The following is an 18,012-nucleotide window of genomic DNA, read 5'->3' as shown; positions in this document are numbered from 1 at the left end:
ATCCGGCTAGGCCTTCTGGGTGACTTCGTGGCACCCGCTCACCCTCTCGGCAGCATGCCGCCGGATCCCAGCGCCCAAAGCCGTGCCTCATGTCCCTGAACGAGCGTCACCGACGCTCACCCCCCGCCGCGCCGGCCGCCGCAGCGGCCCGATCGCACTCTCCTCGCACACCAAGACGGAGCCGTCGGCACCACCTCGGCCCACCCTGACGACGAGGCACTCACCAACCCGGCCCGGCGGTGCAGCCCCGGCCGGCCTCCGATGAGCGCCCGACAGATCCATGGCGCATGAGGGGGTTCGAGCTGCTGTCGGTTTACTGCGTTGAAGTGAGTGATGGTGAGCGGGAGTGAGTCCTGTGGGTGGGTTTGTGTGTGGTGGAACGGGGGTTCTGGGGCCGAATGGGTGACCTTGGTGGTGGTGGCTCGTTGGGCTGGGTGGCAGGTGTACGGCCTTGAGGGGGTGATGTGGTGGGTGGTGTGCGGGAGCTGGCCGTGTCCTTCGTGGCGCCCGGGCCTTGCGGGGTGGCGGTCCGGGGGAACACTCCGTTGAGGTGCGGCGAGGCTGCCGGGTGCGCGCCCTCACCATCGGGGAGGGCCGTCCTGCCCGGGTCACCGGCGTGCAGGTGGGCGCGGAGATACACCAGGCGGACCTCGTCGTCGATGCGTCCGGTCGCCGCTCGCCGGTTCCAGCCTGGCTGATCGCGGCCGGCTGCCGCCCGCCCGTGGTCGACAGCCACCGCACCGGGATCGCTTATCTGTGCCGCTGGTACCGCCTGCGTGCCGACGGCCCGCGTGCCCCCGGGCGAGTGAAGACCGGCTCGGCCGCACCGTTCGCGCTCGCCGGCGTCTTCCCTTCCGACAACGACACCTTCGCGGTGAGCCTGGTGCTCTCCACGGGTGATCCGACCCGCGGCGCGCTCACCGACCCTGCCGTGTTCGAGGCCGTCGCTCGCCGCTTCCCCGCAACCGCCGCCTGGCTCGACCTGGCCCCCGAACCGCAGTCAGCCGTCCTGGCAATGGCTGGCCTGGACAACTGCTGGACCGCCCTCGCCGACGATGACGGACCTGTCGTCACCGGCCTGGTCAACGCCGGGGACAGCCTCATCCACACCAATCCCACCTTTGGTCATGGCGCGGCCCTCGGCCTGCGTACCGCCCAGCACCTCGCCACTCATGTCGACCAGATCGCCGCGGACCCCATCGGCTACCACACCTGGACAGCAAAGGCCCTCCGCCCCTGGTTCGACGCGCAGGTGACGGCCGACCGCGCCGACGAGCAACGCCTCGCCGAGGGCTCACCACCCGCAGATCGGCGGGCTGCCGCCCTGACCGCTTGCGCCTTTGACGATCCCGTCGTCATGAGAGCCCGAGCCCAGGTACGCCATCTCCTGCGACCAGCCGACGACGCCTACGGCACCGACGAAGTGGACCGACACGTCACCGCCTGGCTGGCTGCCCACCCAGACTTCTCGCCAAAGCACGACGGACCGACCCGAGATCAGTGGGACGCACTCATCCCGAGCTGAGCGCTTGCCCCGCACCTCACCTTCCGCAGCACCCGCCCCTTGCCGCTGCTCACTCCCGGGCTCTCCGCAGCCCGGGGCTTGCGCCTGGGCCTGGCCGGCTCCCACAGCCATGTGCGGTCACGGGAGCCGGCTCCGACCCACCCACTCCACTCTGCTGCCCCGCCATTTTCACCCGGCTGGACGGCGCGGCCGGGCTCAACAGCGCCAATGCGTGAACGCTGAGGTGGTCCAGGCCTCAAGGGAAGCGAGAACGGCATGACCGCATCGGCGATCTCCGGCGGACGGCATCGAATACTGCGTGCACACGTCACCGTGGCTGGATGTGCCCTGGCCCTGTGCGTGTACGCAGCAGCCCCAACCACCGCGGACGGCGCCACTTCCGGTGCGAAACCCACCGTGGTCCTGGTGCACGGGGCGTTCGCGGATGGATCCAGCTGGGACGGGGTCATCTCACGGCTCGAGCGCAGCGGATACACCGTCATCGCGCCCGCCAACCCGCTGCGCGGCCTGTACAACGACTCCACCTACATCGCGTCCGTACTGGACAGCATCAAGGGCCCGGTCGTACTGGTGGGCCACTCCTACGGCGGCGCTGTGATCAGCTCGGCCGCGGCCGACAACCCCCGGGTGAAGTCGCTGGTGTACGTGTCGGCTCTGATGCCCGACGTGGGCGAGAGCGGCATGTCCCTGGCCGCACGGTTCCCCAGCGAGCTGAGCACCGCCACCAGGTCTGTCCCGTATCGGGAAAGCGGCCGCAGCGGGACCGACCTGTACCTCAAGCGCGACAAGGTCCACCAGGTCTTCGCCGCCGACCTGCCGGAGAGCGAGGCCAATCTGCTGGGGGTCACCCAGCGGCCCGTCGCTACGACCGCGTTCTCCGAGAAGGCCAAGGTCGCGGCCTGGAAACACATCCCGTCCTGGGCACTCGTCGGCCGGCAGGACAAGACCATCAACCCGGATCAGGAACGCTTCCAGGCGAAGCGCGCCGACGCGCACACGGTGGAGATCAACTCCTCCCATGTGTCCTTGATCGCCCACCCCGAGGCGGTCGCGGACCTGATCCTGCAGGCAGCCGCGGCTTCCTCCCCCGCCCGATCGTCCCTGGCGACCACCGGGTCCGCGCATGACGCCCGCGCCGAGGCCGGCATCGCCGGGGCGTCCCTGGTCGTCGGCACAGGTGCCATCCTCCTCGGCCGACGACTGCGACGCCGGCTCCCCTGACGGCTGACCACGGCCCGAGGCGCGGAGTCGATCGCCCAGGGGCCACGGTGTCTCAGGGCATCCGGGACGCGTTCTGGATGCCCTGCATTTGACGCAAGCCCGGCGGCAGCAGAGAGAGTCACAGATCGAGGATGAGATCCGTGGGTGGCTGTGAGCAGCAGATGAGCGCGTTGCCCTCGGCCGGTAGGTCGATGGGGTCGGGAGAGTAGTCGACACGTCCGGACACCACCGCGGTCTCGCAGGTGTGACAGACACCGGTGCGGCACGACCACTGCACTGGAACGTCGCATGCCTCGGCGAGTTCCAGGAGTGTGCCGTAGCCGGGGTCCCAGGGAACGGTCAGACCGCTGCGGGCGAAAGAGACGGAGGGGCCGGTGCCCGCTCCGGGTGGATGAGCGGGCGGATGGGGGGCCGGCGCATCGGTCGGGACCACTCCGGGCGTAATCGCGGTAACGGATCCGAAGGTCTCTGTGTGGATCCGTGCAGGGTCCAGGCCGCAGTCCACGAGTGCTTTTGTCATGTCGTCCATGAACCCCACCGGACCGCAGATGTAGGAGTTTGCATCCGGCGGGAATTCAAGGCCCTCGAGCAACTGAGCGGTGAGCCGGCCGGTGGAGGTGTAGTCGTCGCCGAGACGGTCGTCGTCGCGCGGGCGGCTGTAGGAGACATGCCGTCGGCCGGACGGGAGGCGGGACAGCAGGGTGCGTGCTTCGTGGGCGAAAGGATGCTCCGCGCCGTCCCGAGCTCCGTGGACCCACCACACCGGGCGGGCATCAAGGTTGTCGGCCAGCGCATGGAGCATCGCGAGCACCGGAGTGGCCCCGACGCCGGCGGAGACCAGCACGATGGCTGCCTCGTCTCTGGCAAGGGTGAATGTGCCTCGCGGGGCAGCCACATCCAGGACGTCGTCGACCGCGACGTGTTGATGCAAGTAACTGCTGCCCACACCATGGGGTTCCTGTTTGACGCTGATCCGGTATTGCGCGTCTCCGGGGCGACCGGACAGGGAATAGCTGCGAATAACCGGCGCGCCCTGTGGATCGGGGCGCATCCGGACTGTGACGAACTGGCCGGGCAGCGCTGCGGGAAGTGGACTGCCATCGGTGGCAGCGAGGGAGAGGGAGAAGATGCTCCTGCTCTCCGGGGCGATGCGCGTGATCACGAGGGGACGGAAGCCCGGCCAGGCCGGCGGCGGGCTGGTCGCGGCGGACGTCAGGCCCGTATTGCCTCCCGTACTGCCTGTTGACCAGCCCTTCGAATCATAGTCGTCCAGGAGCGACTGCATGGATGACTTCCAGCCGGGGCTGAGCCCGGGAATGCGGAGCGCCCGCTCCACCTGGGAACGCGCGCGCCCGGGTTTGTAGAGGACCGCGTCGATCTCCGCGACGGTCATGGCTTCCGGCCCCGTGGAGACTTTGACGATCTCGTCTCCGGCCTGGACGGAACCCTCGGCCAGCACCTTGAAGTAGAAGCCGGGGCGTCCATGGGCGACCAGCAGGGCGGGCATCTGTGGTTCGTCCATGCGAAGGCCTACGCGGTAGCAAGTCACCCGGGGCTGCGTTACTTCGAACAGCGCATCGCCGATGCGGTACTGGTCGCCGATGCACACTTCGTCGTCGGGCAGGCCGTCCACGGTGAAGTTCTCACCGAACTGGCCATGAGTGAAATCGTTGCGGTGCAGGTACTTCTGCCAGTGCCGATAGGAGTCCACCTGGTACACCAGCACTGCCCGGTACGGCCCGCCGTGACCGGCAAGGTCGCCCTGGCCGTCTCCGTCGATGTTCAGTTTCCTGACCATCCGCGGGCCCGTGACCGGCTGCTTCCACACACCCGTATGCGTCACTCGGCCCTTCCAGGGAACATCCCGGGGCATCCCGACATTCACCGCGACGAGCGTGGCCATCGGTGCATCTCCCTGGTTGAGCGGACCGCCCCCACCGATGCCACGCTAATACGGCGACTTTCGATGGTGAGGCAGGACACGAGACTCAATGAGGTCTTCTCGGCAACCTGACGGTTGCAGTGCGTGACGACCCGCTGGACGGTGGCATGGTGACCCGGCGTCAGGCATGAGTGAAGCCCCTGGTAGGAACAGGTCTGCAAATATCACGTTCCCCAGCACCAGAGGCTTCACGCGTTGACCTGTGTCACCTACACCGCGGTGCTCAATGTTCGTCGGGAGACCGCCGAGCACGTTGCGAAACCGCTACACGAGCACCGGGAACGGCTCGGGACTCGCAGAGGCACCCGCGCGCTGGGCGCCTTCAAGCAGGCAGTCCTCGTGCTGCGGTGGTCCATCGACGGGGCCCGGCTCGTCCAACTGGCCCGGGACAACGGCATCTCGACACCGACCGCCTACCGCTACCTGCACGAGGGCCTGACCGTGCTTGCCGACCACGCCCCGGACCTGTCCACCGCCCTGGAGCGCGCGACGGCCGCCGGATACACCCACCTCAACCTGGACGGCACCGTCATCCGTACCGACCGCGTCGCCACCCCCGGCCCCAACAAAGCAGACCTCTGGTGGTCGGGAAAACACCGGCACCACGGTGGCAACGTCCAGGTCATCTCCGCCCCGGACGGCTGGCCGATCTGGGTCTCCCCGGTCCGCCCCGGCCGCGAACACGACACCACCTGCGCCCGCACCCACGGCCTCGTCGACGCGCTGAACCGCCTCGCCGCCACCTTGGGCATCCCGACCCTGACCGACCTCGGCTACGAGAACGCTGACCCTGGCTTCCGTCACCCCGCCAAGAAGCCTCAGGGACGCGAACTCGACCTCAAGCAGAAGACGTTCAACAAGGTGATCCGCGGCATCCACGGCGTCGCCGAACGCGCCAATGCCCTGTTCAAGGTGACCTTCAAGGCCCTGCGCAGAGTCAGCCTCGACCCCGGCAGCATCACCCGAATCGCCCGAGCCGCCCTCGCCCTGCTCCAGATGGAGCACGGCCGCACCACCTGAACGAAGATCACGAACCGTCGCGAGACGTTACCCACGAAGGTCCAATCGCTGGACGGCGAAAAGTTCCAGGTGCGCGCAGTTCGGGCAGCGGAAGGCATCGATCTGCCATTGCGGCAGGCCTCGCGTCTTAGCTATGCCCATTATGCCCCGCTCTAGGAGGCTTCCGAACCATCGCGCGTACCCGCGGGAGCCCTGGCCACTGTCACTAACAAAGCCCTGCTCAAGCCCGACCTGACCGCATTGAGTGCACCGCATGTCGTTCATCGAGGGAGTATAAGTGGGGGCTGGGGGTTGATGCTGCTGCGTTTCGTGTATACAACTGTCGCGAGTTTCCCAGGTCGGGATGAACATGCGAGCTCACCAGTCTCCGTAGTGGCGGCCCGGGACGCTCGGGCCGACGAGCTCCCCGGCGGGGTTGCGGGCCAGGCGTCCCTACTCGCGACGTTCTCGGCGGTCTCCCGACGGACATTGAGCACCGCGGTGTAGGTGACACAGGTCAACGCGTGAAGCCTCCATGCCTGACGCCGGGTCACCATGCCGCCGTCCAGCGGGTCGTCACGCACTGCAACCGTCAGGTTGCCGAGAAGACCTCAATGCCGTGCACTGAGTTAATCCCACATTGGTCCGCGCTCGACAAGTCCAGACATGAGAGCAGCCAGGTATCCATGGTGACGAAAGTCCCGGTCGTGCTCTCAGAGACTGGTTGCAGCATGAGACAGCCCTGAAATGAATTCCTCCGCGGTGAGGATGGCGTGGGCATAGGTGGGAGCGTTGAGTTCGAACGTTGCTTGCATCTCCTCAGGGCGGAAAGCGGCGCTGGCGTCCTTGATCAGCGTGACGTGATAGCCGAGCTCCTGGGCGAAACGCGCGGTGGTTTCGATGCAGGTGTTCGCCCGCATGCCGATCAGCACGATCCTTGAGACATGATGCTGTTTCAGCAGAAAATCCAGGTCAGTGTTGGCGAAGCCGCTGGCGGACCAGTGTTCGTGCACGCGAAGTTCTCCCTCGCGCGGCTGGAAGTCCGGGTGGAACTCCCCGCCCCATGTACCCGCGGCGAAGACCTGCCCCTTACGCGTTGCCTCCTGCGAGGGGGACAGGTACGCCCACGTGTCGTAGTCGCCCGGAGAAGTCCGTCGGTGCGGCACGAACATGATGCGCAGTCGGGAGGCACGGGCGGCTGCCAAGACTTGGCGCATGTGGTCGAGGAGACCGACATGCTCGGCAACCGCCTTTGTTCGCGGCCACAGCTTCCCGCCCTCGGACAAGAAGTCGTTGTACGGGTCAACCACAAGCAGTGCGGTGCTCTCGCTGGTGTAGCCGGGATCGTTCATGCCAAGACTCCCCTGGTATGTCGTTCCGGCCGGTGGCGGACAGTCGTCCATGAAGCACGAATGCGTCGCCAGGCCTGGGGTGGGTGGCGGTCAGCTCTTGAGGAACTCCAGCAGCTCGGCGTTGAAGGCCTTCTCGTACCTGGAGCGGCGCCGATCGCAACTACCGTCACAGTAGCTGCTCACGCCCCGCTCCAGCCGTCAGCTTCGACCATAGAACGGGACAGGTCGGGGCGCCACGTTGAGCCGAACCGGAGGTGCTCCCCGTCGACTTGCTGCTGGGGTGCTACTGAGACGGTGAACCTGAGAGTGCGTCGGCTGTGGTGGAAGAGTCCCCTTCGCTGGCACGATGACGACTCATGAATGATCAAACCGCCCCGGTAGCCCAAGCTCTCCGCCTGATCACGAACCGCTACCCGCACGCCCTGGGGGCCATCCTCGGAGGCTCAGCCGCCCAAGGCCGCGCAACTCCGAACAGCGATCTGGATGTGGCTGTCCTCCTTCCGGACTCGGATACCAGCCGCCGCGAGGTGATACGCCAAGACGGCCGCTTGGCCGAGCTGTTCCTGCACACCCTTGCGGACGTCCCGACGGCCTTCGAGCGGGACAGGGCCCGCCGCCGAGGCACAGTCCTCTTCATCTATGACCAGGGCGTGTCCCTGATGGACCCGCACGACCACGTGTCCCGTACCCAGGCACAGGCCCGAGCGGTACTCGCGGCCGGCCCTCCGGCCCTCACCCCCACCGAGTGGGAGCGAGGCCGCTATCTCCTCACCTGCTTCATGGACGATCTGATCGACATCCGGCCGGCCGACCGGTACGAGCAGCTCTCTCTTGCCGATTTCACTCTCCGTGAGGCGGCGCACCTCCTCACCGCGTACCACCAGGCCTGGACCGGCATTGGCAAGTGGCTGCCCCGCAGACTGCTCAGCGCAGATCCGGCACTGGGCAAGGCCCTGCTGGATGGCCATCGGACCGTGGCCGAACACAGCAACCCAGCGCCGTTGACGGTTGCTGCCGAGCAGGTGCTCAACCTGCTCGGCGGGCCGCTGCGGGAGGGGTACACACAGCACGGGTGGGCTTGAACACTGCCCGACCTTCGGTGGCGTTTGCGTAGTCGTGGTCCGCGATCAAGCCTCTTGCCGGGAGCAAGCACACCGGGCTGTATCGACGGCTCGGGCGTTCAGAGCAAGGTGGGGACGTCCGTGATCGATACCGAGAGGGACTTCGGATTGTTCAGGCTGAGGCCAAAGCCTGCGACGCAGCGGCGGCCGGGCGCGACCTCCAGGAGACGTTCATGTCCCCTCGTAGCCTTCCCCTCACCTTGCGCTGGGTCTGCGTGATGCTGATCCAGGAGTACGCCCACCGCAACGGCCACGCCGACTTCCTTCGGGAGCGGACCGACGGGGCAACGGGTGACTGGTTTCGTTCCTCAACACGTTCGTCCCGGCGTGGTTCCCACCATGGAGCGGGTGGGAGTTGCACGCCGTCTGCGACGAGGCCTGATTGTTCATCCGGTGGCCGATCCCCATGAGCGCCTGCGGTCACTGGCCACGGACCATGACTCGCAGGGACGTGCGCCCAGCAGCTGGCCGCGGCTTACCCGTTCAGCTCAAGTACCGGCCCTGTCAGCGGCTCTGGCGCGGGCAGCCAGGGCAGCGTGGAGGTGGAGCCCGTCCGGGAGCCCTTCGCACGTCGACCGGGCGGGCCGCCACATCCGAGACGCGGGTGTCAGATCCTTCCCGGCACGGCCACCATTTGCCGTAGTGCATATGGGACTGGGCCTCCTCGGTGCGCCCCCTGGCGCTCTTGGGTGCGGCCCAGCATCAGCCGGGCGTATTGCTCGACCGGGTCGCGCTCCACGATGATCCGTAACTCGGCCTCCGCGCAGAGCAGTTGGTCCGAGTAGCAGTAGGCGCGCCGGCAGCAGCTGCGGCCCCGTCTGCTCGGGTACCTCCTGACCAGCCCGCCGAGCGCTCGTGCCCGCGGCGCGTAGTCCCTGGCGTCGAAGAACAGCTGCGCCCGCTTCCAGCGCTCCGCCGGTGTCCCGTGCGTGTAGTAGGCGTTGCTGGGGGCGCTGCAGGTCGTATCACCGGTGACCTCCTTCGGCGCCGTAAACCGCGACCGACGCTCGGTCAGGCGGTCAGCGCAGCAAGCTCCGCGTTGGCGCGCTCGGTGACCAGGGAGAGGACACGGCCGGCGGCGGCCAGGTCCTCGGCGGGTATCCCGCCCCAGATGCGGGCACTGATGGGGGCGGTCTCCGCGCCGACGGCGGCGATCAGTTCGCGCCCTGCATCCGTGGGGCGAAGGTGCGCGCCGTCCGCGACGAGCATCTGCTTGGCCAGCAGCTCGTCGAGAGTGGCACGGATGTCGGCCGGATCGGCCTTGAGGGAGCCCCGCACCTGGGTGACGAGATCGTCCGGCGTCTGCGGAGCGTCGGCGGTGACGGCGGCGCGCAGGGCGACCTGCTGCTGAAACGTGGTGTCGTGCCCGGCCAGGACGTGCTCCAGGACGCCGCGGGCGGCGTAGTGGGCCAGGCCCAGGGCGCGGGCGTCGGCAACGGGTGCGGTGGTGGTGGATACGCTGGTGGTCATGGTGTTGTCCCCTGAGTGCTCTCGTCGTTCGGTACGGATGGAGCGAGAGGTGCGTCGAGCAGGGTCGTCAGCTCGTCGGTGAACGCGCGCGCCCGCGGGGCGTCGAGGCCGCCGAGTGGCTCCAGCAACTGCTGAAGCAGTTCCTGGACCACCGCGATGGCCTGCCGGGTGACGACCTGGCCCTGCTCGGTGAGGGCAAGCTGTACGGCGCGCGGGTCGCGGGGATCGCGGGTGCGCTCGATCAGGTCGGCCGACTCCAGGGCGCGCGCCAGCTTCGACACGTACAGCGCCTCCAGGCCGGTGTGGTCGGCGAGCCGACGCTGACTGGGCCGCTCGCCGGCGCGCTGCATGCCGTACAGCGACGCGACCAGTGAGTACTGCGCGTGGGTGAGGCCCAGCGGAGCCACCGCTCGATCGACCGCGACGCGCCACTTGTTGGCGAGCCGCCATACCAGGAAGCCGGGCGTGGGGCCCGGTGAACCCTTGCTCATGCCAGATAGAGTACATGGCTACCATGTCCATGGCTACTATTTTCTGAGATGCCAGAACTCGAACCGAGGAACGCAGTCGCCGCGGAACAGCAAGCCCGAATGGTCGGTCCTGGCCTCACCATCTGCTCTTACTGGCTGAGGATCTGCGAGTTGGGTGCGAAACGAGTCCCGTCCTCCGGGTCAACGACGTCGTCGAGGTCGGTGAAGTAGAACGACGTCGTCGTGCCGGCCACCACATCGAGGAGGAACTGACTGCACGACACCGGATAGGCCTCCCAGAGAGGGCCGCGTCCCTCATTGAGGATGACGGTCCATTCCTCCGGCTCGACACCTGGCCGGACCAGCCAGTAGAGGAAGTGTCCGGCACCTTCCGCGTACCCCCAGGGCACCAGCCTCGCGTTGCTCTCATGGAGTTCCGACGGCTTGCCCTCCCCTGCTTCCCAGAGTTCGGCGAGGATCTCCTCGCGTTCCGCGGCCTGGGCGACCAGGTCGTACATCTCATCCGGGCAGCCCGGTTCCAGCAGCCAGAGCACCCCCGCGAAGAGCCCTCCACCGTACATTTGAACGAGCCGCTTGTAGTCAGCCGGCAAGGCGACGCCCAACGCCTCCTCCACAGCGGACCACTTCACGGTTCGGCCGCCGTCAGTCGGCGGACAGAGGCGCACCAGCGGTTCGGTATGACGCAGACTCCGAGCGGTCTGCATATCGCTCGGCAGGGCGCTGAACCGTGACGGGGTCCTGGAGGCGTCCAGTACCACCGCGCGCATCCGGTCGCCGACCGCGGCGTGGGGCGTGTCCGACCACCATGAGGGGTGTTTGGTCCGGTCGATGAAGCCATCGTGCCCGTCCACGTGGACGGCGGCCCCCACCGGAGCCACGGCCGTGACAACTACGTCGTACTCCTGATGATCGGCAAACATGACATCCACCCTGCACCATGCCGGCGGGCAGGAAAACAGCGAGCAGACGGGCCGGACCCCCAGCGAGAATGCAACTCGATTGAGCGAGACGGGACATTTACCTCCGCGGCGTACGGACACGGTAGGCATGTGGCGGGTTCGGACCGCGGTGAAGCACCCCTTTGCACTTCAGGGCCATCAACTGACGTGCGACGGCAAGGTACTCGCGGGCTTCACCGACTGGCCGATCTCCTGTCTCGACGGCGGGTAGCTCTGCCATTGGACCTCGGTTTCGCCGAAGCGGACGATGTCCGGCCGGCGACCGTTGAGCCCTTCGGCGTTGACGCAGGATTCCAGGCGGACATGCACCGGAGGGCATTCCCACGCCAGAAACCCCGGCCCGATTCCGACGGGCCGGGGTTTCCATGTGATGGAGTGGCGCGACTACCACCCGCCGTGGTCGCCGATCACCCGGAAGCTGCCCACGACGCCGTCATTGAGGAACAGGCCCCCTTGGACGGTGGGCGTCACGACGCCATGGGTGCTGCCGTAGGGACCGACAGTGGCGACAGGAGAGCCGTTGTCGCAGGTGGCCCCACGATAGACCTCGACAACCTTCCGGCTGTCATTGCTGATGCTGAAGCTCGAGGAGCCCAGTCCGCTGGCCGCGGTGATGCACCCGTCCGCGGCTGCGGAGTACGTCCGGTCGTTGAATTGGATCCATCCCTCGTCCTTGCCGCCGTAGCCGCCCCCGTAACCGCCCCCACCACCACCGCCGTATCCACGGTCGCCACCACCGCCGTAACCGCCGTCACCACCACCGCCGTAACCTCCGTCGTCACCACCGCCATACCCGCCGTCACCACCACCGTCGTCACCACCGCCATACCCGCCGTCATCGCCACCGCCGTCACCACCACGACCCTCGCCGCCGTTGCTCTTGCTGGCGTCTTCACCCAGGGGAGCCGCGGCCGGGGGCGCCTGTCGGACGGGGGGCGCAGCCTTCTGCGCGGGTGGGGCGGCCTTCTGGACGGGCGGACGGGCCTGCTGGGACGAGGCGGACGGGGTGGATTCGTCGTTCGAGGCGTAGGTGATGCCGGTGATGGCAAGGACCGCGACGCCCACTGCGGCGGCGGTCACTGCGACGGTACGCGTGCTCATGTCACTTCTCCCTGTCTCAGAGATGCCGGCCGGACAGCCGACCTGCGACGAACGTACTGACAGCTCCTATAACTGTCATATCGGGCATACCTAACGTGTGACACCAGAGGGCCGACCGGGTGTACACGTAGCACTCATCGGACATGGATCCTGTATCTGACATGGCATCAAAAAATGTAATAGCGGGTGTCTCTAGTGCATCGTTAGGCTTTCCGGGCGACACATGCCGCCCACTCACCCTGTCGACAGCGTGTCGTCGGATCCCTGCAGGGCGAAAACGCACGTCTCATCCCCTGAAAGACCGTCATCGACGCCCAGCCGCTCGCCCCGACTGGAGCGGCTGCCGACCGCGTCCCTCCGCCCCGGCCCGGCGAACCCCTGCACGCCCTGTTGCCCTCGCCCTGATGGCCGCCGACATTGTGCTGGCAGGCGCGGGCCTCCCCGGGGCCCCGGTGTTCGCGGGTGCTGCCGCCCCGGTCGCGGCGGCCGCGCTGACGGTGGGCCTGCGCGCCTGCGGCCGCCCGGAGTCGACGACCGACTGGCGCACCGCCATACGCGCTGCGGCCCACGACGCCGCCCGCGACCTGCCGGGCACCGGCCTGGTGCTGCTGGCGGCGACGACCTGCTTCCTGTGCACGTGAATGCTGCTGCCCCTGGCGTCCCTGGTACCGGGTCCGCTGGCGCTCGCGCGGGTGGCGATCGACGGACGGCGTCGGCCACCTGATGGGAGTCACCGCCAGGTCGGACGCCTGCCCGGCCTCCGAGTTGTTGCTTGCTGTGTGGGTGAACTGGTGGGGAAACCGGGCACTTGCGGCTGTGACCCTCGACGGGGGACAGGGTGGCCATGCCGATCCAGTGGTGGCCGATGTGCCGGAGACACCTCCCGTTCAGGCGGGGTCAGCGCTCCGAGGTGGAACGGATCGCGGCGATGTCGAACTGGAGGCGGAGCCGCTCGCTGACCATCGCCCCGCCCTCCGCCAGCCGGGCGTTGTAGGTCAGGCCCCAGTCCGAGCGGTTGATGGTGGTGGTGCCGTCGAAGCCGACCCGTTCGTAGCCGAACGGGTCGGTGACATGGCCGATGTAGGTGATGTCCAGCTCCACGGGGTTGGTAGTACCTCTGATGGTGAGGTCGCCGGCCATTCGGTAGACGTCCTTGCCCACCAGCTGAACGGCGGTACTCGTGAACCTCATCTGCGGATACGTCGCGGCGTCCAGGAAGTCACGCCCGATCAGGTGGGCGTCACGCTGCTCCACCCCGGTGTCGACGCTCGCGGTGTGCAGCACGATGTCCGCGCGGGAGCGTACCGGGTTCCGGCCGTCGAAGTAGAGGCGACTCTCGTACGAACCGAAGGATCCGCGCACCGTCGTCACCATGGCGTGTCGCACGGAGAAACCGATCCTGCTGTGGGCGGGGTCGATCATCCACTCTCCGCTGAGAGCCGCCAGGGCGGGATCCGGCATCACGGCAACAGCGGGGGCAGTTGGAGCGGCAGGCGCCGCCGGGCGTCGGATCGTGGTGCCGCGGCTGAAAAGGTTCATGGAACATGTTGTTACTCGGCGGTACGTCGCACGCGCAAGTCGCGGGTGGGAAACCCGCTCATGTATGAACAGACTTTCACAACTCGGAGCCCTGCACGGGTACGGTCAGTCACCGACGGTCCTCCACGGGAACGCGCGGAAGGCCGTCACCGGGAACGTCGCGAGGGACGCGCCACGCGCGGGGAGTGCTGTGCCGTGACAGTCGTGAGCATGCTCATTCGCTCTTGCCGCGTCCGGTCAGCAAATCCCGGGCCCGGTCGACCAGACCGGTGCCGGGGCCGAGCAGCTTGTTGCCGGACCGGGTGTCCGGGGCGGAAGGGTGCGGGCGAGTGGGCGCCATCTTCTTGGCCATGCGGACCTTGTCGCCCGACTAGGGCGCGTATCGGGTCGTGATCAATGAGCACCCCAGCTTCCGGGGCGGGTGCCCCGTCGGGGGTACGGGCCCGGCGGTCAGCGGCCGTGCCGTGTGGGCGCGAGTGACCGGAAGCAATGACGGAGGCAGGCAGCGGGGTACGGGGACTCCGGCTGCGTGCCTGCTGGGGCGGTGTGTCAGACCATGGCGAGCCGGTCCACCAGCAGCTCCACCCTGCGGTCGGTGTCCTCCGGCGGGAGCCGTCGCGCCCGGGTCAGGGTGGTCAGTCCGTGCAGGGCCGCCCAGAACGTCTCGGTGAACAGTGCCGGGTGGACGCCGTCCCCGGCGACCTCGCCGAGGTTCTCCAGCAGGGCGGCGAAGGCGTCCTTCAGCGCCTCGGGGGTGTCCTCGTGTGCGAACGCCAGGCCGCCGTCGAGCTGGAACATGGCGTCGTAGACCGCCGGGTTGCGTTCGGCGAAGTCGAGGTAGGCGCGGGCCAGGGCGGTGACCCGGGTGCGGGGGCCGTCTGCGGCGGAGGTCGCGGCCCGCAGCGCCGCGGCCATCTCGGCGGCACCCTCGAGGGCGACGGCGCCGATGATCTCGCGCTTGCCGCGGAAATGGCTGTAGAGGACGGGCTGGCTGTATTCGATGCGCTCGGCGAGCCGGCGGGTGGTGACCGCGTCCCAGCCCTGCTGCTCGGCGAGTTCTCGGGCCGTAGCCACGATGAGGCGCTCGCGGCCCGCCCGTTCGCGCTCCTTGCGTTCCTGTACCGACATGATTTCAATCCTAGCACTGCTAGACAATCGAGCGGCAGCAGTACTAGCGTTGCCTCATCAGCTAGCAGCGCTAGATTCCTGGAGGGGTCATCATGCTCAACGCACTCGAGGTGTTCACCACCGTGGTCGTCGGCCTGATGGTGGGGGTGGAGTTCTCCGTCGCTTTCGTCATCAACCCGATCCTCAACGGACTCCCCGAGGACAGCGGCGTGCTCGGCCGCGCCCACGGGGGCCGGATGCTCGGCGCCCTGATGCCGGTCTGGTACATCACCTCGCTCGTCCTCACCGCCCTCTGGGCCATCGCCGGATGGCACCACCACGGCGCCGGCCTCGTCGTGATCGCCGGCGCGCTGCTGATCCTCAGCGTGATCATGTCGCTTCTGCTGCTCGTCCCGATCAACAACCGGGGCAAGACATGGACCCCCGAGAACCGGCCCGAGGACTGGAAGGAGCAGCAGAACCGCTGGGACCGCTTCCACTACGTCCGCGTCGCCGTCATCATCGCCGCCTTCACCCTGCTGGTCGCCGCCCTCGTCTGAGCCCGCGGGCCGACACCGCGCTGGTGGCGCACGATCCCCACTCCCCGGGCGGCAGCGGGCCACACAGTCCGCGACAACGAACTGCTGGTCATCAGCTTCCTCGGAGCCGCAGTCCTCATCGCCGGGGTCTCCGAGGTCCTCGGGGTCGCCGACGCCATCGGCGCCTTCATGGTCGGTCTGATCCTCGCGGGAACCCCCTCCGGACCGCGGATCCGCGCACTGGTGCACCCGCTGCGCGACGCCTTCGCAGCCATCTTCTTCTTCGCCTTCGGACTGGCCATCGACCCAGGAGACATCGCTTCCGTCGCCACGCCGGTCGCCGCAGCCGCAGCCCTGACCATCGTCATCAACGTGGCCGCGGGACTGCTCGTCGCCCGCCTCTACCAGTACGGCCCGCAGCCCGCCGCGCGTATCGCCACCACCCTCCTGGCACGCGGCGAGTTCGCGCTGATCCTGGCCGCCATGGCCACCAGCGCCGGCCTCGACGGCCGCCTCGCGCCGTTCATCGCCGGCTACGTCCTCGTCCTCGCCGTCCTCGGCCCCGTCGTCGCCGGGCGCGCGCACCTGCTCGCCCATATCCTTCGAGCCGCGGCCGCCTGTCTGCCCGGCCACCGAGCCCGCACTTCCTTTGCCGTCACCCCGTCGGCCGAGCCGGTACAGGGCGCGTCCGGCACCTGCTCCGACGGCGACGCCGGCCCGCCGACCCCGTCCGGTGTACCCACCGAAGCGCAGCGGCAGCGCCGGGGCACCGCGGAGCGCGCCGGTGGCGCCGACAGGGCTACGCAGGCCGACGCACTGGTTGGGCCGAAGAGCGATGTCGGCCGCACCGGCCATCGCCCAACGCGCGATCCCGCATTTCACCCGCCCTGAGCGCAGCTGACGAGCACCTTCGGACACGCCCAACTCCGTTGTCTACAGGGATTGTTGACGAATCATCACGATTTGCAGTCCGTAACGAGGCGACTCGGCCGACGCCGCAGGCCATCGGCCGACGCTTGCCACACCCAGCTCGCACTGCTAAAAAAGCCGCGACATATTTATTTAAGCCCTAAGGTAAATGAGCGGGCGTCACGCACGCCACGATGAAGGGACGGTGCCGATGCGGCCCACGGCTTTCGGACGGCTCGGACGTCTCGACGAAGGGCCTACGGACCTCAGATCCAAGGCGGGGCGCTGGTACGGGGTCCTCACCTTCACCATCGTCGTGGCCATCTCCTATGTCGACCGGGTCAACATCTCGGTGCTCATCACCGACAACGCCTTCCTGGACAGGTTCGGGCTGGCCGGCGACCGGGTGGCGCAGGGGGCTCTGATGACGATCTTCCTGCTCGGATACGGTCTCGCCGCCTTCGTGCTCACGCCGGTGTACGAGACGCTGCTCGGGGCGCGGCGGGGGCTCCTGGTGAGTGTGGCCACCTGGGCGGTGCTCACGTTCGTCTCGCCATGGATCGGCAGCCTGTTTCTGCTGCTGGCTGTGCGGTGCCTGCTCGGGGCCGCGGAAGGTCCGCTGTTCTCTCTCAAGACGATGTACGTCAAGGACCGGTTCGCTGACGCCGAATTGGGCCGCCCGAACGCGGTCAGCTCAATGGGCGTCTCCCTCGGCACCGCCGTGGGGATGCCGCTGATCACCCTGTTGATCGTGCACTCCGACTGGGCCACGTCTTTCCATGCCCTCGGTGCGCTCAACGCGCTTCTCGGCATCCCCCTGGTGCTGCTGTTCATCCGCCCCCTGAGCGCAGGCAATCGCGGATCAGACCGCGACCATGCACAGGACCGGGACGCGGACCGGAAGCCGGAAGACGGACCGATTCCCTCCGATCGCCACCCGCGCGGTTTCGGCATCCTGCTGTCCACCCTGATCCGGGCCTTGCGAACGCCGCGCCTCGGGTGGATCCTGCTGATCGAGATCGCCACCCTGGCCTTCCTGTGGGGCACCGCTTCCTGGCTCCCCTCGTATCTGCTGCAGGCACGCCATTTCTCCGCAGCGCAGACCGGGTGGCTCGCTGCATTGCCGTTCACGGTCAGCCTCGGCTCGGGGCTGCTCGGTGGCCTGTTCATCGACCGGGTCCCGCAGCGGCACCTCCCGCTGGTGCTGGTGGTCGGGAGCGTCGGGGCGGGTGCGTGCGCAACGCTCGCCGTGTCCGCAACCTCGAACACCGTTTCGGCGACGGCATTGATCCTCGCCGGAGGATTCTGGGGGCTGCAGGGGCCCGCCATCCCGACACTCGTGCAGCGCCACGCCCCCGCGGGCAGCGTGGGCAGTGCCTACGGGGTGGTCAACGGGGTCGGCAACCTGGTGTCGGCATTCATGCCGACGCTCATGGGAACGGCAATCGCCATGGACAGCGGACACGGCTTCACCGCAGGCCTGTCCCTCCTGGTGGTTACGCAGCTGATCACTCTGGTCAGTGCCGTGGTCCTGCTCCTCCGGCACCGAGGTCCGCACGCCGGACAGGGTCGGCCGCTGCCGAGCACTGGGCCTGCGGTGCAGTCCGCGGGGCAGGCGACCAGCACTGCTCTCTGACGTCGAAGGAGGCGCGCGCGCTCGGTCGTCCGCGGCGCACCCTCTTCGATCGCCGAGTCGACCTCGGCGGCGCCGAGACCGCGGCCGAACCACTGGCGGGC

The 18,012-nt window shown here is 68.0% G+C and carries 16 protein-coding genes and 3 pseudogenes; 9 read left to right on the top strand and 10 right to left on the bottom strand.

Annotation, left to right across the window (positions count from 1 at the left end):
* Positions 1-535: 535 nt before the first annotated feature.
* Both OHA03_RS42725 and OHA03_RS42720 read left to right on the top strand, forming a co-directional pair.
* Positions 536-1,525: pseudogene (locus tag OHA03_RS42725) on the top strand (NAD(P)/FAD-dependent oxidoreductase); the annotation flags it as partial.
* 255 nt (positions 1,526-1,780) lie between these two features.
* The gene (locus tag OHA03_RS42720) at positions 1,781-2,746 is read left to right on the top strand and encodes an alpha/beta fold hydrolase (RefSeq protein WP_267009311.1); all 966 of its coding nucleotides are present in this window, start codon (positions 1,781-1,783) and stop codon (positions 2,744-2,746) included.
* A gap of 118 nt (positions 2,747-2,864) precedes the next feature.
* Here the strand turns inward: OHA03_RS42720 and OHA03_RS42715 are convergent, their stop codons facing one another.
* Positions 2,865-4,649 (bottom strand): MOSC and FAD-binding oxidoreductase domain-containing protein, encoded by a 1,785-nt coding sequence (locus OHA03_RS42715; RefSeq protein ID WP_267009310.1) that lies wholly within the window; start codon positions 4,647-4,649, stop codon positions 2,865-2,867.
* A 234-nt stretch (positions 4,650-4,883) separates the two neighbouring features.
* Here OHA03_RS42715 and OHA03_RS42710 point away from each other — a divergent pair, with 234 nt between their 5' ends.
* The gene (locus tag OHA03_RS42710) at positions 4,884-5,708 is read left to right on the top strand and encodes a transposase family protein (RefSeq protein WP_267009309.1); all 825 of its coding nucleotides are present in this window, start codon (positions 4,884-4,886) and stop codon (positions 5,706-5,708) included.
* A gap of 27 nt (positions 5,709-5,735) precedes the next feature.
* Here the strand turns inward: OHA03_RS42710 and OHA03_RS42705 are convergent, their stop codons facing one another.
* Both OHA03_RS42705 and OHA03_RS42700 read right to left on the bottom strand, forming a co-directional pair.
* The gene (locus OHA03_RS42705; RefSeq protein ID WP_267009308.1) at positions 5,736-5,972 is read right to left on the bottom strand and encodes a hypothetical protein; all 237 of its coding nucleotides are present in this window, start codon (positions 5,970-5,972) and stop codon (positions 5,736-5,738) included.
* 428 nt (positions 5,973-6,400) lie between these two features.
* Complete coding sequence (locus tag OHA03_RS42700) at positions 6,401-7,039, bottom strand: cysteine hydrolase family protein (protein WP_267009307.1); 639 nt, start codon at positions 7,037-7,039, stop codon at positions 6,401-6,403.
* A gap of 356 nt (positions 7,040-7,395) precedes the next feature.
* On the opposite strand from OHA03_RS42700, the gene OHA03_RS42695 reads away from it, so the two are divergent.
* Entirely contained in the window at positions 7,396-8,121 is a 726-nt protein-coding gene (locus OHA03_RS42695) for a nucleotidyltransferase domain-containing protein (RefSeq protein ID WP_267009306.1), read from the top strand.
* Between the two features lie 212 nt (positions 8,122-8,333).
* Entirely contained in the window at positions 8,334-8,570 is a 237-nt protein-coding gene (locus tag OHA03_RS47935; RefSeq protein WP_323181382.1) for a DUF664 domain-containing protein, read from the top strand.
* A 601-nt stretch (positions 8,571-9,171) separates the two neighbouring features.
* Here OHA03_RS47935 and OHA03_RS42680 read toward each other — a convergent pair.
* The 4 genes from OHA03_RS42680 to OHA03_RS42665 form a co-directional block, all read right to left on the bottom strand.
* Positions 9,172-9,630, bottom strand: coding sequence for a MarR family transcriptional regulator (locus tag OHA03_RS42680; protein WP_267009305.1), 459 nt, complete (start codon positions 9,628-9,630; stop codon positions 9,172-9,174).
* On the bottom strand, positions 9,627-10,121 hold the full coding sequence (locus tag OHA03_RS42675) for a MarR family winged helix-turn-helix transcriptional regulator (protein WP_267009304.1): 495 nt from the start codon (positions 10,119-10,121) through the stop codon (positions 9,627-9,629). The genes OHA03_RS42680 and OHA03_RS42675 overlap by 4 nt, the downstream gene beginning before the upstream one ends.
* Before the next feature lie 128 nt (positions 10,122-10,249).
* Positions 10,250-11,041: an SMI1/KNR4 family protein gene (locus OHA03_RS42670; RefSeq protein WP_267009303.1), complete on the bottom strand. Its 792-nt coding sequence runs from the start codon at positions 11,039-11,041 to the stop codon at positions 10,250-10,252.
* 423 nt (positions 11,042-11,464) lie between these two features.
* The gene (locus OHA03_RS42665; protein ID WP_267009302.1) at positions 11,465-12,181 is read right to left on the bottom strand and encodes a hypothetical protein; all 717 of its coding nucleotides are present in this window, start codon (positions 12,179-12,181) and stop codon (positions 11,465-11,467) included.
* Positions 12,182-12,585: 404 nt separating this feature from the next.
* Between OHA03_RS42665 and OHA03_RS42660 the strand changes: the two genes are divergently transcribed.
* Positions 12,586-12,822, top strand: a complete 237-nt coding sequence (locus tag OHA03_RS42660; protein ID WP_267009301.1) for a hypothetical protein — start codon at positions 12,586-12,588, stop codon at positions 12,820-12,822.
* A gap of 256 nt (positions 12,823-13,078) precedes the next feature.
* Here OHA03_RS42660 and OHA03_RS42655 read toward each other — a convergent pair whose 3' ends face one another.
* The 3 genes and pseudogenes from OHA03_RS42655 to OHA03_RS42645 form a co-directional block, all read right to left on the bottom strand.
* The gene (locus OHA03_RS42655) at positions 13,079-13,720 is read right to left on the bottom strand and encodes a YceI family protein (protein ID WP_267009300.1); all 642 of its coding nucleotides are present in this window, start codon (positions 13,718-13,720) and stop codon (positions 13,079-13,081) included.
* Positions 13,721-13,934: 214 nt separating this feature from the next.
* A pseudogene (locus OHA03_RS42650) lies at positions 13,935-14,087 on the bottom strand (hemerythrin domain-containing protein); the annotation flags it as partial.
* A gap of 182 nt (positions 14,088-14,269) precedes the next feature.
* Positions 14,270-14,848, bottom strand: a complete 579-nt coding sequence (locus OHA03_RS42645; RefSeq protein WP_267009299.1) for a TetR/AcrR family transcriptional regulator — start codon at positions 14,846-14,848, stop codon at positions 14,270-14,272.
* 92 nt (positions 14,849-14,940) lie between these two features.
* On the opposite strand from OHA03_RS42645, the gene OHA03_RS42640 reads away from it, so the two are divergent.
* The 3 genes and pseudogenes from OHA03_RS42640 to OHA03_RS42630 all read left to right on the top strand — a co-directional run bounded on the left by OHA03_RS42640 (position 14,941) and on the right by OHA03_RS42630 (position 17,911).
* Entirely contained in the window at positions 14,941-15,387 is a 447-nt protein-coding gene (locus tag OHA03_RS42640) for a DUF1772 domain-containing protein (protein WP_267009298.1), read from the top strand.
* 66 nt (positions 15,388-15,453) lie between these two features.
* Positions 15,454-15,960 (top strand): annotated as a pseudogene (locus OHA03_RS42635) (cation:proton antiporter); the annotation flags it as partial.
* Positions 15,961-16,486: 526 nt separating this feature from the next.
* Positions 16,487-17,911 (top strand): MFS transporter, encoded by a 1,425-nt coding sequence (locus OHA03_RS42630; protein ID WP_267009297.1) that lies wholly within the window; start codon positions 16,487-16,489, stop codon positions 17,909-17,911.
* Positions 17,912-18,012: the final 101 nt, after the last annotated feature.

Origin of the sequence: Streptomyces sp. NBC_00154 (assembly GCF_026342835.1) — a bacterium.
In the GTDB taxonomy this organism is placed as follows: domain Bacteria; phylum Actinomycetota; class Actinomycetes; order Streptomycetales; family Streptomycetaceae; genus Streptomyces.
Note: the sequence above shows the minus strand (reverse complement) of the source record. Positions and strands in the feature narration are given on the sequence as shown.